Source organism: Ruminococcus sp. 8Y-12, from assembly GCF_058119865.1.
Genome location: NZ_CM176623.1, coordinates 4101810 through 4124600 on the forward strand (window position 1 = coordinate 4101810; position 22791 = coordinate 4124600).

The 22791-nt window shown below is 49.6% G+C and carries 22 protein-coding genes; 5 read left to right on the top strand and 17 right to left on the bottom strand.

Annotated elements, in window-relative coordinates:
- Positions 1-3: 3 nt before the first annotated feature.
- The 5 genes from AC0THY_RS16515 to AC0THY_RS16535 all read right to left on the bottom strand — a co-directional run bounded on the left by AC0THY_RS16515 (position 4) and on the right by AC0THY_RS16535 (position 5144).
- A complete protein-coding gene (locus AC0THY_RS16515) occupies positions 4-1359 on the bottom strand; it encodes a sugar ABC transporter substrate-binding protein (RefSeq protein ID WP_489991690.1) in 1356 nt (451 codons plus the stop codon).
- A gap of 107 nt (positions 1360-1466) precedes the next feature.
- Entirely contained in the window at positions 1467-2327 is an 861-nt protein-coding gene (locus AC0THY_RS16520; RefSeq protein ID WP_489991691.1) for a carbohydrate ABC transporter permease, read from the bottom strand.
- A gap of 15 nt (positions 2328-2342) precedes the next feature.
- Positions 2343-3242 (bottom strand): carbohydrate ABC transporter permease, encoded by a 900-nt coding sequence (locus AC0THY_RS16525; protein WP_489991692.1) that lies wholly within the window; start codon positions 3240-3242, stop codon positions 2343-2345.
- Between the two features lie 18 nt (positions 3243-3260).
- Entirely contained in the window at positions 3261-4043 is a 783-nt protein-coding gene (locus AC0THY_RS16530) for an HpcH/HpaI aldolase family protein (RefSeq protein ID WP_489991693.1), read from the bottom strand.
- Positions 4044-4421: 378 nt separating this feature from the next.
- A complete protein-coding gene (locus AC0THY_RS16535; protein ID WP_489991694.1) occupies positions 4422-5144 on the bottom strand; it encodes a FadR/GntR family transcriptional regulator in 723 nt (240 codons plus the stop codon).
- A 407-nt stretch (positions 5145-5551) separates the two neighbouring features.
- Here AC0THY_RS16535 and AC0THY_RS16540 point away from each other — a divergent pair, with 407 nt between their 5' ends.
- A complete protein-coding gene (locus AC0THY_RS16540) occupies positions 5552-6685 on the top strand; it encodes a hypothetical protein (RefSeq protein WP_489991695.1) in 1134 nt (377 codons plus the stop codon).
- A 91-nt stretch (positions 6686-6776) separates the two neighbouring features.
- Here AC0THY_RS16540 and mnmA read toward each other — a convergent pair whose 3' ends face one another.
- The 4 genes from mnmA to AC0THY_RS16560 are packed head-to-tail and all read right to left on the bottom strand — an operon-like array spanning position 6777 to position 9998.
- Positions 6777-7853 carry a tRNA 2-thiouridine(34) synthase MnmA gene (gene mnmA, locus AC0THY_RS16545; protein ID WP_489991696.1) on the bottom strand — a complete coding sequence of 359 codons (1077 nt, stop codon included), beginning with the start codon at positions 7851-7853 and terminating at the stop codon, positions 6777-6779.
- A gap of 10 nt (positions 7854-7863) precedes the next feature.
- Entirely contained in the window at positions 7864-8307 is a 444-nt protein-coding gene (gene nifU, locus AC0THY_RS16550) for a Fe-S cluster assembly scaffold protein NifU (protein ID WP_489991697.1), read from the bottom strand.
- Between the two features lie 30 nt (positions 8308-8337).
- Positions 8338-9525, bottom strand: a complete 1188-nt coding sequence (gene nifS / locus AC0THY_RS16555; RefSeq protein ID WP_489991698.1) for a cysteine desulfurase NifS — start codon at positions 9523-9525, stop codon at positions 8338-8340.
- Positions 9526-9539: 14 nt separating this feature from the next.
- Positions 9540-9998, bottom strand: a complete 459-nt coding sequence (locus tag AC0THY_RS16560) for an RrF2 family transcriptional regulator (RefSeq protein WP_489991699.1) — start codon at positions 9996-9998, stop codon at positions 9540-9542.
- A 172-nt stretch (positions 9999-10170) separates the two neighbouring features.
- Here AC0THY_RS16560 and AC0THY_RS16565 point away from each other — a divergent pair, with 172 nt between their 5' ends.
- From AC0THY_RS16565 to AC0THY_RS16580, 4 genes are all read left to right on the top strand, one after another.
- Positions 10171-11700: a putative polysaccharide biosynthesis protein gene (locus AC0THY_RS16565; protein WP_489991700.1), complete on the top strand. Its 1530-nt coding sequence runs from the start codon at positions 10171-10173 to the stop codon at positions 11698-11700.
- Positions 11701-11740: 40 nt separating this feature from the next.
- Positions 11741-11926 carry a hypothetical protein gene (locus AC0THY_RS16570; protein ID WP_489994213.1) on the top strand — a complete coding sequence of 62 codons (186 nt, stop codon included), beginning with the start codon at positions 11741-11743 and terminating at the stop codon, positions 11924-11926.
- A gap of 12 nt (positions 11927-11938) precedes the next feature.
- The gene (locus tag AC0THY_RS16575) at positions 11939-12187 is read left to right on the top strand and encodes a spore coat protein (protein WP_489991701.1); all 249 of its coding nucleotides are present in this window, start codon (positions 11939-11941) and stop codon (positions 12185-12187) included.
- 155 nt (positions 12188-12342) lie between these two features.
- Entirely contained in the window at positions 12343-13005 is a 663-nt protein-coding gene (locus tag AC0THY_RS16580; RefSeq protein ID WP_489991702.1) for a hypothetical protein, read from the top strand.
- 188 nt (positions 13006-13193) lie between these two features.
- On the opposite strand, the gene glgA is transcribed toward AC0THY_RS16580, so the two are convergent.
- From glgA to dxs, 8 genes are all read right to left on the bottom strand, one after another.
- Positions 13194-14636: a glycogen synthase GlgA gene (gene glgA / locus AC0THY_RS16585; RefSeq protein WP_489991703.1), complete on the bottom strand. Its 1443-nt coding sequence runs from the start codon at positions 14634-14636 to the stop codon at positions 13194-13196.
- A 65-nt stretch (positions 14637-14701) separates the two neighbouring features.
- Positions 14702-15499: a sporulation transcription factor Spo0A gene (gene spo0A, locus AC0THY_RS16590; RefSeq protein WP_489991704.1), complete on the bottom strand. Its 798-nt coding sequence runs from the start codon at positions 15497-15499 to the stop codon at positions 14702-14704.
- A gap of 128 nt (positions 15500-15627) precedes the next feature.
- Positions 15628-16833 carry a SpoIVB peptidase gene (spoIVB, locus tag AC0THY_RS16595; protein WP_489991705.1) on the bottom strand — a complete coding sequence of 402 codons (1206 nt, stop codon included), beginning with the start codon at positions 16831-16833 and terminating at the stop codon, positions 15628-15630.
- A 156-nt stretch (positions 16834-16989) separates the two neighbouring features.
- Complete coding sequence (recN, locus tag AC0THY_RS16600; RefSeq protein WP_489991706.1) at positions 16990-18669, bottom strand: DNA repair protein RecN; 1680 nt, start codon at positions 18667-18669, stop codon at positions 16990-16992.
- A gap of 77 nt (positions 18670-18746) precedes the next feature.
- Positions 18747-19202 (bottom strand): arginine repressor, encoded by a 456-nt coding sequence (locus AC0THY_RS16605; RefSeq protein WP_489991707.1) that lies wholly within the window; start codon positions 19200-19202, stop codon positions 18747-18749.
- 13 nt (positions 19203-19215) lie between these two features.
- Positions 19216-20079, bottom strand: coding sequence for an NAD(+)/NADH kinase (locus AC0THY_RS16610; protein WP_489991708.1), 864 nt, complete (start codon positions 20077-20079; stop codon positions 19216-19218).
- Positions 20080-20090: 11 nt separating this feature from the next.
- Positions 20091-20897: a TlyA family RNA methyltransferase gene (locus AC0THY_RS16615; protein WP_489991709.1), complete on the bottom strand. Its 807-nt coding sequence runs from the start codon at positions 20895-20897 to the stop codon at positions 20091-20093.
- 19 nt (positions 20898-20916) lie between these two features.
- Entirely contained in the window at positions 20917-22788 is a 1872-nt protein-coding gene (gene dxs / locus AC0THY_RS16620; RefSeq protein ID WP_489991710.1) for a 1-deoxy-D-xylulose-5-phosphate synthase, read from the bottom strand.
- Positions 22789-22791 lie beyond the last annotated feature (3 nt).

Consider the following 22791-nt stretch of genomic DNA (forward strand, 5'->3'; position numbering starts at 1 on the left):
TGTCTATTTGTTTTGGTACTGTTCCACCACGTCATCCAGCCCGGATTTAATATCTGTTCCATTGATTATCATATCCTGCACTGCCTCAGCCACCGCTGTGGAAAACTCCGCATTGTAATCCGGCTCAAAGAAGAAATTTTCTAGCCCGGTATCCCAAATCTTCGACCACCCGGACACCACCTCATACATTTCTGATTCTTTAATGGAATCAAGGCCGTAAACACTGGTACGAACCGGCATACAGGATGCCTCATACCAGTAGGCCCCGGCTTCTGTGGTCAGGTTCGCTGTGATAAAGTCAAAGGCAATCTCCGGATATTTACACTCCGCGCCGATTCCCAGGGTCTGTGAGGTATCATAGGCCGGAGCCACGGACCCATCCGCCACGCCCGGAATGGCACAGGTTTTTATATTTTCTCCCACACCCTTTGCGGAAGCCAGAGCCCCATAGCGGTGGGAGCCCAAAATAATGGAGTAGGCTGTACCCGCCTTCATGGCGTTAAATGTATCTTCAATATTCATCTGGACTGCCGCGTTGTCCATCACACCCGCATTGTACAAATCCCGGAGCCATTCAACCGCCTTCACCCCTTCGTCGCTGTTTAGGACAATGTTCATATTCTTGTCATATACACTTGCGCCAAATGCATAGAGTACCGGGGTAAGTTGCTGTAAGAACCCGTCATCCCCATGACATCCCAGGACAAATCCATAGTTTCCATCTCCTGTGTGTTCACCCGCCTTGTCAACAATATCCTGCAGGCTCTTAAAGGCCGGTTCTTCCCCATAGATGTCCGTACGGTAATACAGCACCATGCACCGGGTCTCCCAGGGCAGGCTGTAAATCTCGCCGTCATTCTTGGTAAGCGCCTCTGCAGTATAGATATAGTCATCCGTCTTATTGATCCACTCTGTGGCATACTGGGTCATGGGCTGAAGGCCGCCCGCCGCAATATACTGGTCCAGGTTTGTAGAAAACGCGCAAACCACATCCGGGGCATTGCCCGCTGCTGCCGCCTGGGTGAACTGCGTATGCAGATCCGCCCAGTTTACGCTGACCACATTCATTTTCGCACCCCACTCATTGGTGGCATTCCAGTCTTCCACAATCTTCTTGAATGCAATATTCCTGGGGTCACCATCCGACTCCGGATTTAAAATCGTCCAGCAGATCAGCTCCACTCCTTTTTTGCTATCCTCCGCTCCAGCTGCCTCTCCCTGTGTCTCCCCCGCCTTTTCCTTTGTCTCGCCTCCGGCTGACGGCGCTGTCTCACCCTTCTTGTCACCGCCTCCGCACGCAGTCATGGATAACAGCAGTGCCGCTGTGAGTATAATTGCCCACCATTTTCTTCTCTTCATAAGCTTTTTCTCCTTTTCGTTTGCACTCCTGAATCATTTTCTTACGGTCAGCGCAGTAAATGCGCAGACCTGCTGAATAGTTACTTATATTTTACGTTTACCTTTAACTATCCTTTCACCGCGCCAGCCGTCAAGCCCGCCACGAACTGCTTCTGCAGACAGATAAACAGAATCACGATCGGCACGATTGCCATGCACACACCTCCCATCAACTGTCCATACATCGTTCCATAGGCAGTGACATAGTTGTAAATGCCGATTGAAAGCATTCTGTGCTGTTCACTGCTTACGAAAGATGAAGAAACCAGATAATCATTCCAAACAAAAACCGCGGATAACAATGCCACCGAGGCGATTCCCGGCTTTGACATGGGAAGTACCAGTTGATAAAAGATTTTGATTCTGCCGCAGCCATCCATGACTGCCGCTTCCTCTATCTCTCTGGGCGTCTGTTCAAAAAAGCCCTTAAGCAGCCATGTCATAATGGGTGTTCTCCACGCCGTATAGATGAGAATCAACACCAGTTTTGTATCGTAAAGCCCGGTCCTCACCGCCAGGACATATAATGGACTCAGTTGGGCCACCGCCGGAATCATGGCCGTCATCAGCACCACAAACATGATGGCTTCACTGTACTTAAACTTCAGCCTTGCAAACGCATAGGCTGCGTGGCTGGAAATCAGCACTGCGGTGAGCATGGTAACTGCGGTGACGAATATGGTATTGACAAAATAAATCGGATAATTGGACTGAAAGAGCACCTTGTAGTAGTTCTCCATCGTTAAGGTCATTGGAATAAAACTGGGCGGGTACATGAGCACCTCGCTCTCCGGTTTCAGGGATGTGGAGACTGCCCATAAAATGGGAAACATGGCAAAACATGCTGCAGCAAGCAAGACAACATATGTACAGAAGCGAGCGATTTTCTGTCTTCCCGATCTGCCTCCCACTTTGATCTGTGTTTTCATTCGATCACCCCTTTCCTACTCTCTGCTGTGCATCATCCTGATGTAGAGCGTACTGAAAATCATGTTCAGCAGTAGAATCAGGATGCTGATAGCGGAGGAAATTCCCACATGCCAGTATGTGAATCCCTCCCGGAACGCATAAACGCTTAAGGTCATGGTGCTCTTAAAGGGTCCCCCGTCCGTCATGGTATTTAGCAGGGTTACCATATTAAAATATTCCATGCTCTGCATAACCAAAGTAATGGCAATGGTAGGTTTCAGCAGCGGCAGCGTAACCTTCCAGAACATCTGCCACCCACTGCTCCCGTCCACCTTTGCCGCTTCGTACAGATCCGATGAGATCCCCTGAAGCGCGGCCAGTATCATAATGATCACAATGGGCGTGCTGTTCCAGAAGTTCGCCACCAGCACAGACAGCCTGGCCGGCAGGATCTCTGTGAGAAACTCCACCCTGGCCCCAAAAATCTCTTGGAACAGGTAAGTTAACAGCCCGTAGCTGCTGTTGTAAATCCAGCGCCACAACATTGCTGTAATCGTCTGAGAGATGACCCACGGAATGATGATAAAGGTTCGCAGCGCTGCCCTTCCCTTCAGCTTTTGGTCCAAAAGAACCGCCAAAATAATGCCCACCGGAAAGACCAGAGCTAGAGATCCGAATACGTACCACAGAGAATTTTCAATACTCTTGACCGCGCTGCCCTTGGTAAATATCTCCCTGTAGTTTCCAAGTCCAATAAATTCCTTCAAGGTCAGATAGTTGGTATCATACAAACTCCACTTCACTGCCGTTGCAATGGGGATAAAGGTAACCGCCACCGTCAGGATCACCAGAGGTGCGATAAACGTCAGAGACACTGCCAACTCTTTTTTCTTCTTTTTACTTCGATGCACTGCCGCTGCTTTTCTTTTTTCCAAAGTACTCACCCCTTTGCTCTATATCCTGCGCTCTTTATGCACTTTTGTGAGATTATGCAGAGCATTTTTAGCCCCATACAGGAGATAATCTGTGTCCGCCCCCGCGGAGATCATCTGTATCCCCATATCGCTGAAGCAACGAATTCTCTCCTGGCTGAAATCCCCTGTGGATATACCGATATACTTCTCTTTTTCCTTTAATTTCCTGACTGTCCTTCGCGTCATTTCCTCCGCCGCTTCCTCATAGGGCTGGGACAGTTGGCCGATGGACCCAGCCAAATCACATGGTCCAAAGATAAACCCGTCAATCCCGTCAATTTCTGCCAACTCCTCAATGCATTCCACAGCCTCTATGTGTTCAATCTGGATAAATCTACACATCTCCAGGGAGCCGCTCTGGATATAGCGGCTCACATCATCCAAGCCGTACTTGATTGACTTTCTGGGGCCAAATCCCCGGCTCCCGCGGGGAGGATAAAAAGTTCTGTCAATGGCTCTCCTGGCGGCCTCCACACTGCGTATCATTGGAAACACAACACCGTCCACCCCCATCTCCATCACCTGCTTGAGCGTAATGAAATCGTCTTGAGGAATCCGCACAATCATACTTGCCCCCACCGCCCGCGCAGCGTTCAGATGAATGTATAGCTGTTCACAGTTAATGTACGTGTGCTCCATATCCACCCATATATAGTCAAAATCCAAGTACCCCAGAATTTCACAGATACTGGGATCGCTGAGTGATACATGGGTACCGATGATTTTCTCTTTGTTTTTAATTTTATCCCTCAGACTATTCATGAATAAACCCTCCTAAGACATTGCAATTCTTTTGCAGACTCCCTTTTTACTTTTTGCATCTAGCTGTCATACAGCTTGATAGCTGTATATTATCATCTTTGACGATAATTGTCAATATATTTATCGTCTTTTCACCTATATTTCCACATTTTATCCGGCTATTTTTGTTGGTATCTGCCTATTCCCAAGACGCAGAAAACGCATCAACAATGTCCATTCTGTACGTCAAGAGATTTAGGTACGAAAAAAGCCGGAAGAGACATCTCAGTACAAAGTCTCTTCCGGCTTTTTCCGTTTGCGTACACGGACTGCCGCGCTCTCATATGAATATATTATGCATAGCACCACAAGTTCTTCACATCAAAACGCCCATGGGTTCTAAAGCTTTTCCGGATTCTCCTCATGGGAAAGCGCCAGCTTATAATTCTGCTGAGAGCTCTCCAGATGAAGGCGTACCACTTTCTTCGCCTTCTCTGCATCCCTGGTGCGAAGCACTCTTACAATGCGGTCATGGTAATCAATGCCCTCTTCATTGCCCACTTTATTGTCCAGGGTATACTTTACTACCCTGACAAGCAGGGCAGCCATTGACTCTACAAATATCTCCAAAAGTGGGTTTCCACTCAGCTGCGCAATCTTTCTGTGAAAGAGCACGTCGTCCTGCGCGCGCTTTTCCACATCATTCTTATTCTCACGCATGTGATCATTGATACTCTGCAGCTCGTCAAACTCCTGCTCCGTGGCCTTCACTGCCGCCTGGGCGGCAGCCATAGTTTCCAGATTAATGCGCACACTGTAAATGTCTGACACATCAATCTTCCTCAGGTGAATAATCCGGTTAATCGTATCCGTCACCAATCCGGAATCCGGCTCGCAGATAAATGTGCCCTCTCCGTTCTTCTGAATGATCAGTCCGCGCTCCTTTAAAATCTTCATAGCTTCCCGAATCACAGGACGGCTTACCCCAAAGTCACCTGCCAGGGACTGTTCAGACGGAAGCTTCTGCTCCACTTTAAAGGTTCCGTCTATAATCATTTCCTCCAGCTTGTTCGCGATCAGTTCCGGAAAGGATTCTCTCGCCAATACAAGGTCTGTTTCCAAGCCCACCAACCTCCTTTTTCTTTTACCCTCATGTAACTGCGCGGTAAATGCGCAGAACTGTATGAACAGTAACCTATATATTCAGCACCATGTCAAATTCTGCCTGCGTCGATAATTACCATGTTACACAATATTGTTATTGAAATCAAGAACATTTTCAAACGTTTTTCTATGCAGTCTAAAGATGGTAACTGTTCACTCCATAACCTGCAGCACTCATAAATTCATTAAATTTCTCCTTCGAGAATGGGATTCAGCACTCACCAATCACTTTCTAACGTTCTGTACAGTAACTTAAGATTGACAACTCCCAATAAGAGTGTTAGCATAATCTCATAACCTATATGACAGCTATACTGTATGTCATATATTTTCAAGAATCAACCGTAATGGGGAAAGGAGACGCTATGCTGGAATATAATTTGACAACCATACTGGAACAGTTGGAGGGACAGCTGGATTTAAATCATGCCAGGGAGGTGGAACGCCTTCACCTGGATGCCATACATTTTCGCAGAGTGTCCAGAATCCCCCTCTCTGTGGAGTACCCCGCAGACCCGGGATTTCCCCGTCTTCCTTTCCGGGAGGTTTTCCGTAATCCTGAAAAAATGCTCTATAATGAGCTGGTAACCATCAAAAACAACATCTGGAACAGCATCCAGATTCGGGATGACTTTCCACTGCAGATCCGGCCCAACTATGGCATTGGCCTGATCTCTTCGCTGTTTGGCGCCCAGATTAGGGTGGATGATTGGAATGCTCCCTGGGTGCTCCATATGGAGGAAGAAAAAGCCTTCCGGGATGCCGTCTCCCACGGGGTACCGGACTTAAAGGGCGGTCTTTTCGAAAGAGTACTGGAGACCTATGAAGTCTTCACCCAGCTACTTCAGCCATACCCCAAATGCGCAGAGGCTATACGCCTCACCCAGCCGGATATGCAGGGGCCTTTCTGCAATCTGCAGTTGATACGGGGAGATCAACTATTCTACGATCTCTATGACGATCCGGATATGATCCATGAAGCGCTGGATGTGATTACAGACACCATGATCTCCTGTCAGCAGGCACTGCCCACCCTCAATGACAAGGCAGGGGAGGAAGCCCATTATATTCTATTTGGAATTTACCGGGGTGGATTTTTGATCAAACTGGATACAGAGACCGCGACGATCTCAGAAGATATGTACGAAGAATTCTGTGCACCCTATAACCAGAAGCTTTTGAAAGCGGCAGGGGGAGGGGCCGCTCACTTTTGCGGCGGCGGAAAATCGTGGCCTGCCCGCAGGCTCCCGGATCATGATATCTATACATTAAACTTTGGGAATCCGGAAATGCAGGATCTGCTCGTGGACTGGGCAGATGCCAGGACCAAAAAAATCAGTGCCGCTGCCTACGGTTGGGGACAGCCATATTCCTTCCTGCGCCGTAAGATGGAACAGGGACTCTGCGATGGCGTGACCTTCCTGACACGGGCCGAAAGCCGAGAGGAGGCAAAGCAGATACTGAACGCGCACCGGGAGTGGTGTGCAGCAAACCTGTGATAGTTTATAGAATTTTTATAATTTATACCATTTTGACCGGGTCATTTTTGAAAAGTGACCAGGTCATTTCCGGAAATGACCTGGTCAAAATTTAAAAAATCACTCCACCGCCCAGCACATACCCGTCTTCATACATCACCAAAGCCTGTCCGGGAGTGATGGCGTGCTGTGGCTCCTCAAACCGGCAGGACAGCTCGTCCTCCCCGGTCCTCTTTACGGTGCACCAGCCTCCCCGGTGGTTGTATCGAATCTTTGCCCAGACTCTTCTCTCCTCCGGAATATCCTCCACAGCCATCAAATTTATCTGTTTTGCCTTAAGCTCTGCACAGCAGGCTGCCTGCCGGTCTCCTATCACCACTTCATTGGTCTCAGGTCTGATCTCTGTCACAAATGCCCGCTGCCCAAGGGAAATGCCCAGGCCTTTGCGCTGTCCTACCGTGTAATGTGTGATCCCTCTGTGGCGGCCCAGCACTCTGCCCTCTGCTGTCACAAAGTTTCCCTCCGGAACCTTTTTCCCAGTATAATTTTCTATAAAGGAGGCGTAGTCCCCGTCCGGAACAAAACAGATGTCCTGGCTGTCCGGTTTGCCCGCCACCCGAAGACCGATCTGCCCCGCGATATCCCGGATCTCTTCCTTTGTGTACTCCCCCACAGGCATCAGCGTATGCGCAAGCTGGTCCTGTGTCAGGTTGTACAGTGCGTAGGTCTGGTCCTTGGCGGCTGTCACGGAGCTTCGCACCGCGAATCTTCCATTTGGCAGCTTCTCCACTCTGGCATAGTGGCCAGTGGCGATATAGTCCGCGCCGATATCCAGGCTTCGCTTTAGGAGCGACTCCCACTTCACATAGCGGTTGCACGCAATACAGGGATTTGGGGTCCTGCCGCTTAAATATTCCTGTGCAAAGTAGTCCATCACATTTTCTCGGAACTCGGACTTAAAGTTCATGACATAATAGGGAATTCCCAGATCCTGCGCCACCCTTCTGGCGTCATCCACTGCGCTTAAACCGCAGCACCCTCCGTTTTCCTCCATTATGTGCTCATCCTCGTCCTGCCAGATCTGCATGGTGACTCCGATCACGTCATAGCCCTGTTTCTTAAGCAGGTAAGCTGCCACAGAGGAATCCACTCCCCCGGACATTCCCACCACAACTTTCTTCTTATCCATAAGCCGCCTCTTAGTACTCTTCTGCTTCCTCTTCTTCCCCGTCGTGGATGTCTGATTTGGGCTTTGTCAGACCTTCGATTTTAATATCATTTTTCTCCGCATAATCCCAAAGAGCCGCATGAATCGCCTCCTCCGCCAGCAGGGAACAGTGAACCTTCACAGGCGGAAGTCCGTCCAAAGCCTCCATAACCGCTTTGTTTGTAACCTGCAATGCCTCCTGGATATTCTTTCCCTTCACAAGCTCTGTGGCCATGCTGCTGGTTGCCACAGCCGCGCCGCAGCCAAAGGTCTTAAACTTCACATCCTGAATGATCCCCTGGCTGTCAATGTCCAGATAAATTCTCATGATATCTCCGCACTTTGCGTTTCCCACAGTGCCCACTCCGCTTGCGTTCTCTATCTCTCCCACATTTCTGGGATGGTTAAAATGCTCCATTACTTTCTCGCTGTACATCTATTCTTCCTCCAATTCTTTAATAGCGTTTCATCTCTTCGCTGATTTTTTCATAAAATCCTCATACAGTGGGGACATGCTGCGCAATCGCTCCACAATTTCTTTGACAGACTCCGCCACATAGTCCAGGTCCTCCCGGGTGATATCCTCGCCCAGAGTCAGCCTCAGTGAACCGTGAGCAATCTCATGGGGCAGTCCAATAGCCAGAAGCACATGGGATGGGTCCAGAGAGCCTGAGGTACATGCGGAACCGCTGGAACCGCAGATTCCCTTCATATCCAGCATGATCAGCAGGGACTCACCCTCAATAAACTGAAAGCTGAAATTGATGTTATTGGGCAGGCGGTTATGCCTGTGTCCGTTCAGCCTGGTGTAGGGCACTTCCTTTAAAACCTTTTCAATCAGGTAATCCCGAAGCTCCGTCTCCTTCCGGGACCGCTCAGCCATGGTAGCGGCCGCGCGCTCCACTGCCTTTCCAAGCCCCACAATACCAGGTACATTCTCTGTGCCCGCACGGCGCTTTCTCTCCTGGGCGCCCCCGTGTACAAAGGAGCGGATCTTCACACCCTTTCGGATATACAGAAATCCAATCCCCTTGGGTCCGTTTAGCTTGTGGCCGCTGGCACTCAACATATCAATATGGCATTCGTCCACATGGATGGGAATCTGGCCAAAGGCCTGCACCGCATCCGTGTGAAAGAGTATGCCGTGTTCATGGGCGATCTGTCCGATCTCCTTTATGGGCTGGATGGTTCCGATCTCATTGTTCGCGAACATGACGGAAATCAGGATCGTGTCCGGGCGGATCGCCTTTTTCAACTGGTCCAGCTTCACCACACCATTCTCGTCCACATCCAGATAAGTGACTTCATATCCCCTCTTCTCCAGGTATTCCCCTGTGTGTAGGATGGCGTGATGCTCAATCTTTGTGGTAATAATATGCTTTCCCTTAGACTCATAAGCCTCCGCTGTAGCCTTCAGCGCCCAGTTGTCCGCCTCTGTGCCCCCCGCTGTAAAATAAATCTCGTTCTCCTGTGCTCCCAGTGTCTCTGCAATGATTTCTCTGCTCTCACTGATGGCCTTTTTGCTAATCCCTGCAAACTCATAGACACTGGAAGGGTTTCCAAAATTCTCTGAAAAGTAGGGAATCATCGCCTCCACCACCTCGGGTGCTGTCTTGGTAGTGGCAGCATTGTCCAAGTAAATAAATTTATCCATAGCTACATCTCTCCTTAACAATCGCAGTCTCTATTGTCCAACTGCCCATTCTTTTTTACTCTCTTGCTCTCTTCAATGAGCTGGGACAGCTTGATATCATCCACAGCCTCCGTGATGCTCTCATTGATCCGCTGCCAAACGTATTTCGTGACACAGTTATCCGCCCCCTGGCATCCATTCTCCGCCTTCAGACCCGGACACTCCACAGCGTCCAGATTGCCCTCCAAAGCCCTGAGTATGTCGCCCACGGAAATCTCCTCAGAGGGTTTTGCCAGGCGGTAACCTCCTCCGGCTCCACGGATGCTAGTGACCAGCCCTGCTCTTCTCAGCTTTCCAACCAACTGTTCCAGATAACTCTCAGAAATATTCTGCCTGGCTGCAATGCTGCTGATGGATACGGTCTCATCCTCACTGTAGGTAGCCAGATCAATCAGTGCCCGCAGCCCATACCTGCCCTTTGTAGACAGTTTCATCCTCTATCACCTTCTATTCTGTGACATATTACTGCCAGTCATAGCTTTTTTAATCCCGGGTATAATTCCGAGTGTTTTACTGGGATTTACAAATTGACTATATCATTCCCTTCCTGTTCTGTCAAGCACTTATCTGGAATATATATGAAGAAAACAGATCAGGCTGGTGCCTATGAACCAAAAACGCATAATATTGAAAGGAGCTATTATTCTGACTCTGGCGGGCTTTGTCAGCAGAATCATAGGTTTCTTCTATAGAATATTCCTCTCCCACACAATCGGTGCAGAGGGCATGGGAATCTATCAGCTGATATTCCCTGTCTACGCCATGGCTTTTTCCCTGACTGCCTCCGGCATCCAGACAGCTGTTTCCAGAAACGTATCCGGAAAATTGGCGGTGGGTGACCACAAGGGCGCGCGGGATACCTTTCTCTCCGGTCTGATCCTGGCCTTTGGGGGCACACTCATCGCCTCCCTCTTTCTCCACGAAAACGCAGGCTGGATTTCCACCTATTTTCTCCACGAATCTCGCTGTGAGCCTCTTGTCCGCCTGATGGCCTTTGCTCTTCCCTTTGGTAGTATCCACTCCAGCATCAGCGGATACTATTATGGCATGAAGCGCACCAATATACCGGCAATCTCACAGCTCATCGAGAATGTGGCCCGTGTCTCTGCCTCCTACCTGGTCTATATGGTCATGTTGGAAAAAGGCATGGAGGTTACACCCATTTTGGCTGTGATCGGTATGCTCTGTGAGGAGGCAGCCTCTGCCCTGTTCTGCATCACCGTCACCTTTTTTCATTTTCGCAAAGTGAAATTTGGAGCGTCCCTTTTCCACTTTGCAGGGCCTGCCAAACATATCCTGACCCTGTCCATCCCGCTGACTGCCAACAAAGTGCTTATCAACCTGCTGCAGAGCGTGGAGGCAATCTGTATCCCTCTTAAGCTCCAGCTATCCGGGCTTGACAACTCTGCAGCCTTAAGTGTCTACGGCGTGCTCACGGGAATGTCCCTGCCTTTGGTTCTCTTTCCCTCAGCCATCACCAGCGCCATCTCCGTGATGCTGCTGCCCACCGTGTCCGAGGCACAGGCTTCCGGCAACCAGCGCCAAATCAACCGCACAGTGGAGAGTACGGTTCAGTACAGCCTCATCTTGGGCATACTCTGTACAGGAGTGTTTCTCTGCTTTGGAAATGATTTGGGAAATCTCCTGTTTAAAAATGAATCCGCAGGAAGCTTTATCATGATTCTGGCCTGGATCTGCCCCTTTCTCTATCTGGGCAGTACTCTAACCAGTATCTTAAATGGCCTGGGCAAAACCATGACCTCTTTTCTGCAGAATTCCTTTTCCCTGGGAATCCGCATTTTGTTTGTGTGGTTTGCGATACCCCGCTACGGCATCACCGGATATCTCTGGGGACTGCTTGTAAGCCAGCTGGCAGTGGCCGCAGCATCCCTCTTTTCCCTGTCCAGATATGTAAGCTTCCGCTTCGACAGCGTGGGCTGGATTCTGAAGCCCGGTCTTGTGCTGGGTATCAGTATAGGTATTATGCTATTTTTTAAATTTATCATGCAACTTACCGGTTGGAATATTCCGCCAATTTTGGAAATGACAGGCTCCGCTTTTGTTCTCTGCGCTTCCTATACTGGCATTATGTTCTTTTCAAATATTACATACTTTTTTCAGAAGAAGGCATACTAAAACTGTAAAAGAACAACAGCACAAAGGAGGTCTTCTTATGATGACAGAAATTTCAGAATTAGACTTGCAGAATCTGCGCCACCTGATCGGCGGATTCAGCACCACCCACTGCAAAATGACTGCTTATGCCAACCAGGCAACAGATCCGGCGGTAAAACAGTTTTTCCAGAAATCCGCCCAGTCCGCTATGGAATCCAAACAGCAGCTCATGAAATTCTTACAGTAGGAGGAAAATAACATGGATGAGAAAACAATGGTATCAGATACACTTGCAGGCATCAACGGAGAACTTGGACGCTATGGTCAGATGATTCCCCAGACCGAAAATGCCCAGCTTAAACAGACTTTGAAGCAGATGCGTAACCAGTGTGAGATGTCCCAGGAGGAGATCTACCAGATCGCCCGCAGCAAACAGTATTACGTACCTGCTGCAAAGGCTACAGACGAGGAAGTGACACACGTACGTTCTATTCTGACTCAGGGTTAAGAATAGTATAAGATTTTTCACCTTGTCATAAGTTTGAATTTATGACATAATAAAAGAAACAGAGAAAGGGCATCTGGCTGATATCTGGATGCCCTTTCTTAATATTCGGAAAACATAAAGTCCGGTTTTCCGGACTACAGCGGGAGGGAACGCGGATGCGCAAAAAAATAACTCACTGTGTGTTGGCTCTGGCTGCCTTTACTCTGTTTCTCTTACTCCCCGTAAGAGCGGAGGCTGCAGACTATCAGATGACGCGCACAGGCACCAGGATGACGTGTATGGACAAAGAAACGGGGAGACAGGTCACCTCTGCATTCATTACATACAAGGGCTACACTTACTACTTTGACGCAGACGGCTACGCCCACACGGGATGGATGAAGCAGGGTAAAGACTACTACTTCTTCAATGCCAACGGAGCTATGGTGAAAAATCAATGGGTGGGTCAGTATTATCTCCAGAAAAGCGGAAAGATGGCTGTGAGTAAGTGGATATCCAAGGGCGTCTATGTAGGCCAGGACGGCAAACGGATTCCCGGTTATCAAAAAAAGACCAGGGCCAAGTTCATCCGAAACAAAAAGGGACTGCGATACCGCAACTATGATGGCTCCTACTCCAAAAAAACATGGCAGTGCATAAGGGGAAACTGGTACTACTTCTATTCCACAGGCTACATGGCCACCAGCCGGAAGATCGGCAGCTACTATGTGGACAGGACCGGAAGGATGCTGGTTAACCGAAGCGTCCGAATCAAAAAATACCGTTATGATTACGGTCCGGACGGACGACTGGTTAAAAAAGTGAAAGTAAAACATTAAAAATTTAGAATAGGCAGCAGACCCAAGTCTCCACAATCGGTCTGCTGCCTTCTCATTTCCCTCATTGCTCCAGAATGCGAAAAAGCTGCCCCTGGCAGCCTTTCCTCATTTTCTGACCTATTCTGCTCAACTGCTCCATGACTATACAGCTGCACTTAAATTCATCTAACCCCGCTTTTTCTGAATCATTACCCCAACATCCAGTCGTACATCTCCTGATACTTCTTAGCAGAAGCATTCCATGAGAAGTCGGCTGCCATGGCGCGGTCTACCAGCTTGTTCCACTCCCGCTTTTTATCCACGTAGATGGAGTGCGCATAACGGATGGTATTCATCATCTCATGGGCATTATAGTTGGCAAAGCTGAATCCAGTTCCTGTGCCCTCAAACTCATTGTAGGGCCACACCGTATCCTTTAACCCGCCTGTCTCACGCACGATGGGCAGTGTGCCGTAGCGCAGGCTCATAAGCTGGCTCAGGCCGCAGGGCTCAAAGAGGGACGGCATCAGGAATGCATCGCAAGACGCATAGATCTTATGGGACAGTGCTTCTGAATAGTAGATGTTTGCGGAGACCTTTCCCTGATACTTCCAGGCAAAGTGGCGGAACATATTCTCATAGCGCTCCTCACCGGTTCCCAAAACAACCAGCTGCAGATCCATCTGACAGATCTCCTCCATCATGTAGTTAATCAGGTCAAATCCCTTCTGGTCCGTCAATCGGGAGACAATGCCCAGCATAAACTTCTTTTCATTTACCTCCAGCCCCAGCTCTTCCTGCAGGGCTTTTTTGTTCTTTGACTTTTCCTTGCGGAAATTTCTTGCATTATAGTTCTTTGCAATATATTGATCCGTTTCCGGATTATATTCTTCGTAATCGATGCCGTTTAAGATGCCTCGCAGATCATTTGCCCTGGCCCGCATCAGGCCATCCAGGTTTTCACCGTAGAACGACGTCTTGACCTCCTCCGCATAGGTAGGGCTTACTGTCGTGATCGCATCCGCGTATACCAGGCCGCCCTTTAAGTAGTTGGCATCTCCGTAAGCCTCCAGTTTGTCCGGCGTGAAATAATAGGACGGAAGTCCTGTGATTTCTTTCACTGTTTTCATGTCCCAGACTCCCTGGAACTTTAAATTGTGTATGGTCATGACAGATTTCATGTCCCTGAAAAATTCGCCTTCGTGGAATTTATCCTTCAGGTGCACTGGTATCAATCCAGTCTGCCAGTCATGGCAGTGTATAATGTCAGGCCTGAAGTCCAACAGCGGCAGCGCAGAGAGAGCTGCCTTCGAGAAAAACGCAAACTTTTCTATATCTTCGTAAATATTACCATAGGGTTTGTATCCGGCAAAGTAAAATTCATTGTCAATAAAATAATATGTAACTCCTGCATACTTGGTCTCCAAAACCCCCACATACTGGCTTCTCCAGTTCATATCCATGTAAAAATGAGTACGATACTGCAGCTGGTTTTTAAACTCCTCCTTCATACATAAGTACTTGGGAAGCATCACTCGGACATCATAGTATTCTTTATCAAAATATTTCGGAAGGGACCCCACAACGTCAGCTAACCCTCCCGTTTTGATAAATGGTACACACTCAGAAGCAACAAATAAGATCTTTTTCATAGAAAAATCCTCCTGCACTAAAGCCTTTTTTTAATTATAACTCATTTTGGCTTTAATGAAAAGCATTATCTATTTTTATACTCCAGTCGGATTTTATCGGCAATCAGTGCAATAAATTCTGAATTCGTAGGTTTGCCCTTGCCATTGTTTACGGTATAGCCAAATAGTTCATCAATGGTATCCATTTTTCCCCTGCTCCATGCCACCTCAATTGCGTGCCGGATGGCTCTCTCCACACGGCTGGGTGTTGTCTGGTGTTTTTTCGCTATGGTTGGATACAGTATCTTTGTGATGGAATTGAGCATGTCCATATCTCCCACAGCCATAATGATGGAGTCCCTCAGATACTGGTATCCCTTGATATGGGCCGGAACGCCGATTTCGTGGATAATGTTTGTCACATCTGTCTCCAGGTTTCTCTCCATGTATTCATCCTTGCTCTCGTAGGCATTCACTCTGCGAACCTCAGCAAAGTTTTTTTCTCTGTTCATCCTTGTGTGTTTAATCCGGTTGATTACCATATCATTGTCAAAGGGCTTCAGAATATAGTAGTCCGCTCCCAAATCAAAGGCATCCTCTGTGATCTTTTCCTGTCCAACGGCAGTGATGACGATAAAGGCTGGATGTTTTTTGATTTCTTTGTCCCGGTTAACCCTGTCCATTACACTCAGCCCGTCCACCTTGGGCATTATAATATCCAACAGTACTACATCCGGCTGCTTCTTCTTAATGATGTCCACCAGGTCCTCTCCGTTGCCGGCTTTACCCACAACAGCCAGCTCATCATCGCTGCTGACGATATGTTCAAGTAATTGAACGACTCTCTCATTATCGTCGGCGATTGCTACATTTAATTTATCCATAAATGCGCTCCTCCATATTTTACAATTTGGTTTTGCCCCACAGTCAAAACTAATTGTATTATATAGACATCTCCCGTCATTATCAAGAAAAACTTATCTCGTAGATTCGACAGATTTCTCCATGTGTCCTAATGCTCCAGCATATTTTCCGCGAAAATGCCGTATCCACAGGTAGAATCCTGGATAAAAACATGGGTTACCGCGCCCACCAGTTTCCCGTTCTGCAGAATGGGGGAACCGGACATTCCCTGCACAATTCCACCTGTCTTTGCCAGGAGTTCCTCATCCGTTACCCGGATTACCATTCCTTTATTCGCCTCTTTGCTGTTTAGATAGATTTTTTCTATCTGTATCCCATATTCTTTCACCTGGCCATCCACAGCGCAGTAGATTGTGGCCGGCCCCTGTTCGATTTCCTGCTTAAAAGCCACCTCCACGGTATCCTCACTCATCCCTGAGCGCAGTCTGTTATTGACTGTCCCAAAGATTCCCCGGTTGGTATTTTCATTGATCTCGCCCAGAATCTGGTCATCCTGATAGCGGATCACGCCTGCCAGTTCCCCCGGCACACCCCGCTCACCCTTGTTTACAGACAGTATATCCGTGTGATAGAGGGTCCCGGTTTTCAGGAAAAGAAGTCCCCCGGTATCCACATCACTGATTCCATGCCCCAGGGCGCCAAATTCTCCCTCCGTATCCACATACGTCAGTGTTCCGATACCCTGGGTGTCATCCCTCACCCAGATGCCCAGCTTGTATTCCTCATTGCCTGTCTGGACAGGCGCCAGGGAAAGTTCTGTAGTCTCCCCGTTGCGGCGGACCGTAAGGCTCACCTGTTGCCCTTTCGCCTCATTTACCTTTTCCACCAGCTCTTCCTTTTTCTGGATCTCACATCCGTTTACACTCAATATATAGTCCCCAGACTGTAAAATGTTCACCGCAGGCTCATAGTCCAGCCCATCCATTCCTCCCACGGTCCCTGTACCCACCACCAGGATGCCCTCTGTCTTCATATAAATGCCTATGGGAAGTCCGCCCGGAATGACACTTTTCTTCTCCACTGTATTTACCTGTATGTCTTTGATTGGGATTACACCCAAAAGCTTACAGGTCACTTTCACCTGTCCGTCAGGAATATTCGATTTGCCCTGGCTGTCGGCTGCCACCACCTCCTCCTGTACCAGTTCATTCATTGGATAGTTCAGTTCCAGCTGTCCTTCCTGCCCTGCCAATAAATTGACCTGGTCAGGAATGCTGTTTTTTAATAAATAAAAGCCGATTCCAACCACTGTACAAATCAAGGCCAGAAACAGAACGCTTCTTTTCTTTGCCATCTCTTCACATCCTTTCCAAAAATTTGGACCCCTCCAACACAAATGAGGGGCTTTTTTTCCTGCATCGAGAAGTCTAAGGGACTTTCGTATGCAAGAGAAAAGGATATACCAAGCGGTACATCCTCTTTTAGTATGTGAAGATACGTCTGTTTCACACTAGTATTTTTTTGTTCGTAATGCCATTTCTTTCATCTCTTCTGCATTTCTGCGCACCGTGTCTGTAATCTCTACGCCACCCAGGATACGCGCCAGCTCCTCCACGCTCTGTGCGCCGTCCAGCTTTCTAATAGAAGTGATCGTCATCTGATTTTCGAATTTTTTTTCGATCACAAAATGGCAGTCCGCCATTGCCGCTATCTGGGCAAGATGGGTGATACAGATCACCTGGTGATTTCCGGCAATCACTGCCATCTTTTCAGAGACCTTCTGAGCCGTCCTTCCGCTGATACCCACGTCGATCTCATCAAAAATTAAGGTCCCCGTGGCATCCCTGTCCGCCATCACTGTCTTTATGGCCAGCATGATTCTGGAAAGCTCGCCACCGGAGGCTATCTCATTTAATGGTTTTACCGCCTCCCCAGGGTTAGTGGAAATTTGAAAACAGATTTCGTCGTATCCTTCCGGACCCGGCTCCTTTAGCCGTTCAAAGCCAATCTCAAACTCCACATTTAAGAAATTCAGATCCTCCAAAGCCTCCTTGATCCTTTTCTGAAGATCTTGTGCATAGCGATGGCGTATCTTAGACATCTCCTTTGCATTAGAGAAGAGTGCCTCCCTGCTTGTCTTAAATGCAGCCTCCAGCCTCTGTTTGTATGCCTCATAATCATCTAATACTGTAAGTCTTTCCTCTTTTTCCTGCTTGTATGCCAAAATCTCTTCAATGCAGTTTCCATATTTTGCCTTTAAACGATTTATCAGATCCAGGCGCTCCTCCAGAGAAGCAAACTCTCCGTCGTCAAAAGTCAGCCCTGCCATGTAATCAGCCAATTCCCGGTTAAAGTCGTTTAGAAGGCTATCAATGTCCGCCAGCTGCTCTGTAAGGCCCTCCAGGGCCTCATCGTAGGCTGCGGCCCCTGACAGGCTGCGCAGCGCCCGTCCCGTCAGTTCCCCGGCCCCTGCATTGTCATATCCTGTGTAGCCGTAAGCTTCCCCGGCTGACTCTATGATCTTTCTGGCATTTGCCATCCTGCGGTAGGACCGCTCCAGCTCCTCATCCTCCCCTGTGCTCAAACCAGCGGCGCCAATCTCCTGGATCTCAAACCGTAGAAAGTCTGCCTCCTTTGCCCTGGCCGTCTCATCCATGGCCGACTGTTCCAGCTCTTTTTCCAGTTTTTTGTACTCTTTGTAGAGCTGATTGTTGATCTCTTTTAAGGGCGTTAGCTCCTCCTTGGCAAACTCATCCAGTATCCCCAAATGATTTTTCCGGTAGAGTAGGGACTGATGCTCGTGCTGGCCATGGATGTCGATCAGGACCTCCGCTATCTGACGGATTCTGGATACGGGAACCGTTTCCCCGTTCACCTTGCTAATGCTGCGTCCCCCGGTCAGCTTTCTGGAGATAATCACCAGGTCTTCCTCCAGGGCCACACCCAGATCTTTTAGCCTCTGCCTGCACTTGTCATCTTCCACAGAGAATACCAGCTCCGACAGCGCCTGATCCGCTCCATCTCTTGCAAATCCCTTAAAGCTCTGCGCCCCCAGAGCCACATTGACTGCGCCAATGATGATGGACTTACCGGCCCCGGTCTCACCTGTGAGTATATTCAATCCCTGGCCCAGGTCGATTTCCGCCTCCTGGATCAGCGCCATATTTTTTACATGAATATTCAGTAACATTTTTCTACCTTTGCTCTCTCCCGAACTGCGCAACAAATGCGCAGGCCTGCTGATTCAAATACGCCTTGGCGTGATCACTATGCTTTCTCTATGATTTTACTGATCTTATCCATGACCAGCAGGGTGTCATCCGCGCTCCGTATGGCACACATGATGGTATCATCCCCTGCTATGCACCCTGCCACCTCGGACCACTGCATAGCGTCCAGCGCGGCTGCCACGGCCATGGCCATCCCTGAGACAGTCTTAACCACCAGGATATTCTGAGCCATCTCCATGGAGACAAAGCCGTCCTTTAACACCCTGAGATACTTCTCATCCATGCCTGCGCTGTGGGGCCTCATCACCGCATATTTCTGCTTTCCCCCATTCAGCGCGATCTTGGTCAGCTTGAGTTCCCGGATGTCCCTGGAAACAGTTGCCTGGGTCACGCGGAACCCCTCCGCATTCAGCCGCTCGGCCAGCTCCTCCTGCGTATCGATCTCATACTGGTTTATGAGATCAATAATTTTTGCGTGTCGTGCTATTTTCATGGTCTTACCTCCGCTACTGGCTGCTCATCTTTTTGCGCAGAACCTCTAAGAAACTGATATTGTTGATCTTGACCAACCTGGCGGACCTGGCCGCTTTGGATATCTCCACCTGATCGCCGCAGCTCAGACTCATATAAGTGTCCCCGTCAAAGGTCACCACAGCACCTTCCCTGGTCCCTGAATGGCCCTCACAGATCTCCACAGTGATCACCGCGTCCTCGGGCAGGACAATGCTTCTGGTGTTCAGTGTGTGGGGCGCAATGGGTGTGAGAAGGATCATAGAGGCCTCCGGAGATATGATAGGCCCTCCGGCGGAGAGGCTGTACCCTGTGGAGCCCGTGGGCGTGGAGACGATGATTCCGTCCGCACAGTAGGCGTTTAGAAACTCCCCATTTACATAGATATTAAAATCAATCACCCTCAGACGCCCCTCCCTGCCGATGACGATATCGTTGAGGGCCAGATCCTGCATCAGGTGCTTTCCCATGCGCATGGCTTTGCCCTCCAGCATCATCCTGCGCTCCACCACGTATTCGTCCAACACCAGCTTATCCAGTGCCGGAAAGATATTTTGTCTGTCAATCTCCGCCAAATATCCCAGTGTCCCCAGATTGATGCCCAGAAGAGGGATTTCCCGCTCCACCAGATCCCTGCAAGCCTGCAGAAGGGTTCCATCCCCTCCCACCACCAGAACACACTGCACATCCTCCGGCACCAGGTTGGCGTTGGTATACTTATAGGAGCGCACTTCCCCCGGTTTTGCGTGCTTCTGGATAATGCACTCCTTTCCCTTTTGGGTCAAGTATTCCCGCACCATTTTGGCGGTCTCAAGCTGGGGGTCCTTCAATTCATTGGTAATTATGTAAAATTTATCCATACCCTCACCTGCTAATCTAAAGCCCCGTGGGCTGTCGCCACGGTCTCTTCTATGGAAAAGGGAGTCTCCTCCCAGTATGTGCCTTCCCCGTGTTTCTGTAGATGAAGCAGATACTCAATATTTCCCTCAGGCCCTTTGATGGGAGAAAAGTCCAAATGTATTGGCTCAAACGCTATGCCTTTCGCGTACTCCAATACCTTTTCAATCACCTCTCTGTGAACCGAGGGGTCCCTCACCACGCCCTTTTTGCCCACCTTCTCCCTGCCAGCCTCAAACTGGGGCTTGATCAGGCAGACAATCTGGCCCTCCTCCGTCAGCAGTTCCCTGGCAGGCAGAAGTACCTTTGTCAGGGAGATAAAGGACACATCAATGGAGGCAAAATCCACGGGCTCCTGAATATCCTCAGGGGTCACATAGCGAATATTCGTCTTTTCCATGCATACCACCCGCTCATCCTGGCGAAGCTTCCAGTCCAGCTGTCCATGCCCCACATCCACAGCGTATACCTTCACGGCCCCGTTCTGAAGCATACAGTCCGTGAATCCGCCTGTGGAGGAGCCGATGTCCATGCACACCCTTCCCGCCAGCTTTACGCCGAATTTTTCCATAGCCTTCTCCAGCTTCAGTCCTCCCCGGCTTACGTACTTCAAGGTATTTCCCCTCACCTCTATGCTGACCGAGTCCTGGAACATGGACCCGGCCTTGTCCTCCCTCTGTCCTTCCACGTACACGCAGCCCGCCATAATTATAGCCTTGGCTTTCTCTCTGGAGGCTGCCATCTGCCTCTGCACAAGCAATACATCCAAACGCTCTTTCATCTCTTCCTCCGTCTATGCCCTATTCTAACATCCCCACATAGGAGGACACGATTCTTTTCACAATGGAGTCCGGGTCAATGCATACCTCTTTTCTCAGCAGATCCACATTGCCGTGTTCCACATAGTCATCCGGCAGGGCCACGTTTATCACCTTTGCCTCGCTCTGCAGGTCGTTTAAGTAAGCCACCACATGCTCCCCGAACCCGCCGCTTCGCACATTCTCTTCCATAGTCACAATCAGCCGGTGCTCCCTATGCAGCCTGCCAATGAGCTCCTCATCTATGGGTTTGACAAATCTGGCGTTGACCAGACTGCAGGCGTACCCCAGCCTCTTTAGCTGCCGGCGCACTTCCTCCCCGGTCTTCACCATGCTTCCCACAGCCAGCAGCAGGATCTCCTCCTCGTCGTAGAGAATCTCACCTCTGCCAAACAGAACGCTAGCCCTGAACTCCCGCAGCCCGTCATAGGCCTCCCCTCTGGGATAGCGCAGCGCAATGGGACCGCTATAGTCCACCGCAAACTTCATCATATCGGAGAGCTCCCACTTATTTTTCGGAGCCATAATACACATGTTGGGTATGGTGGACAGAAAAGACAGGTCGAAAATCCCCTGGTGGGTTTCCCCGTCACTGCCCACAAGCCCCGCCCGGTCTATGGCAAAGACCACGTGCAGATTCTGGATACAGACATCGTGCAGAATCTGGTCATAGGCCCTCTGCAGGAAGGATGAATAGACAGCCACCACCGGGATCAGTCCCGCTGCGGCCAGCCCTGCCGCGAAGGTGACAGCATGCTCCTCCGCAATCCCCACATCAAAAAACCGATCTGGAAACATGTTCCGAAACCTTTTCAGTCCGGTTCCATCCGGCATGGCAGCGGTCACCGCCACCACCTTGGGATACCGGTCCCCAAATTTGCGCATGACTGTGGAGAAGATATCCGTGTAGTTGGCCTTCAACCGTTTGTGGGTGGGCAGCCCGCTCTCAAGGTCAAAGGGCTCCGCCCCGTGGAACCTGGCAGGATGGCGTTCCGCGGGGACATACCCCTTCCCCTTCTGCGTAATCACATGGATGAGCACCGCCTCATTGAGCTTACTGGCCTCCTGGAACACACGCATCATTTGCTGGATATTGTGCCCGTCCACAGGCCCCAAATAGGTGATCCCCATATCCTCAAAAAGCATTCCTGGAATAAAAAGCTGCTTGATCCCACTCTTCGTCCTGCGGATTCTGGACACGATCCGGTCCCCATAAACCGGAATCTTGTTCAGGGTATTGGTCACACCGTTTTTCAGTCCCGTGTAGGCGTCGTTAGTGCGCAGATCCGCCAGGTAGGAGGACATACCTCCCACGTTCTCGGAGATGGACATATTGTTGTCGTTGAGTATGATCATAAAGTTGCTCTTTAACCTTGCCGCATTGTTCAGAGCCTCATAGGCCATTCCTCCCGTCAGGGAGCCATCGCCTATAATGGAGACTACCTTATAGTCCTCCCCTGTGATTTCCCTGGCTCTGGCGTAGCCCAGGCCCGCTGAGATGGAGGTAGAGCTGTGTCCTGTGTCAAAGGCATCACACAGACTTTCCTTCCGCTTTGGAAATCCGCTCATTCCACCGTATTTACGCAGGGTGTCAAAGCCGTCCCTGCGCCCGGTCAGCAGCTTATGGGTGTAGGACTGGTGCCCCACATCCCATATCAGTTTATCCTTTGGCAGTTCAAAGGTCAGATGCAGCGCCATGGTCAGCTCCACCACCCCCAAATTAGAGGCCAGATGGCCGCCCGAGACGCTGATTTTTTCGAGTAGGAAGTCCCGGATTTCCTCCGCCAGTAAAGGCAGCTCTCCGCTGTCCAGCTTTTTAATGTCATTGACCTCATTTATCTTCTCTAAAACCATAGG

Bases quoted from the DNA above. Each gene is read 5' to 3' on its own strand.
- AC0THY_RS16515 (WP_489991690.1), bottom strand. From the start codon at position 1,359: ATGAAGAGAAGAAAATGGTGGGCAATTATACTCACAGCGGCACTGCTG.
- AC0THY_RS16520 (WP_489991691.1), bottom strand. From the start codon at position 2,327: ATGAAAACACAGATCAAAGTGGGAGGCAGATCGGGAAGACAGAAAATC.
- AC0THY_RS16530 (WP_489991693.1), bottom strand. From the start codon at position 4,043: ATGAATAGTCTGAGGGATAAAATTAAAAACAAAGAGAAAATCATCGGT.
- AC0THY_RS16540 (WP_489991695.1), top strand. From the start codon at position 5,552: ATGCTGGAATATAATTTGACAACCATACTGGAACAGTTGGAGGGACAG.
- mnmA (WP_489991696.1), bottom strand. From the start codon at position 7,853: ATGGATAAGAAGAAAGTTGTGGTGGGAATGTCCGGGGGAGTGGATTCC.
- nifU (WP_489991697.1), bottom strand. From the start codon at position 8,307: ATGTACAGCGAGAAAGTAATGGAGCATTTTAACCATCCCAGAAATGTG.
- nifS (WP_489991698.1), bottom strand. From the start codon at position 9,525: ATGGATAAATTTATTTACTTGGACAATGCTGCCACTACCAAGACAGCA.
- AC0THY_RS16560 (WP_489991699.1), bottom strand. From the start codon at position 9,998: ATGAAACTGTCTACAAAGGGCAGGTATGGGCTGCGGGCACTGATTGAT.
- AC0THY_RS16565 (WP_489991700.1), top strand. From the start codon at position 10,171: ATGAACCAAAAACGCATAATATTGAAAGGAGCTATTATTCTGACTCTG.
- AC0THY_RS16570 (WP_489994213.1), top strand. From the start codon at position 11,741: ATGACAGAAATTTCAGAATTAGACTTGCAGAATCTGCGCCACCTGATC.
- AC0THY_RS16575 (WP_489991701.1), top strand. From the start codon at position 11,939: ATGGATGAGAAAACAATGGTATCAGATACACTTGCAGGCATCAACGGA.
- AC0THY_RS16580 (WP_489991702.1), top strand. From the start codon at position 12,343: ATGCGCAAAAAAATAACTCACTGTGTGTTGGCTCTGGCTGCCTTTACT.
- glgA (WP_489991703.1), bottom strand. From the start codon at position 14,636: ATGAAAAAGATCTTATTTGTTGCTTCTGAGTGTGTACCATTTATCAAA.
- spo0A (WP_489991704.1), bottom strand. From the start codon at position 15,499: ATGGATAAATTAAATGTAGCAATCGCCGACGATAATGAGAGAGTCGTT.
- spoIVB (WP_489991705.1), bottom strand. From the start codon at position 16,833: ATGGCAAAGAAAAGAAGCGTTCTGTTTCTGGCCTTGATTTGTACAGTG.
- recN (WP_489991706.1), bottom strand. From the start codon at position 18,669: ATGTTACTGAATATTCATGTAAAAAATATGGCGCTGATCCAGGAGGCG.
- AC0THY_RS16605 (WP_489991707.1), bottom strand. From the start codon at position 19,202: ATGAAAATAGCACGACACGCAAAAATTATTGATCTCATAAACCAGTAT.
- AC0THY_RS16610 (WP_489991708.1), bottom strand. From the start codon at position 20,079: ATGGATAAATTTTACATAATTACCAATGAATTGAAGGACCCCCAGCTT.
- AC0THY_RS16615 (WP_489991709.1), bottom strand. From the start codon at position 20,897: ATGAAAGAGCGTTTGGATGTATTGCTTGTGCAGAGGCAGATGGCAGCC.
- dxs (WP_489991710.1), bottom strand. From the start codon at position 22,788: ATGGTTTTAGAGAAGATAAATGAGGTCAATGACATTAAAAAGCTGGAC.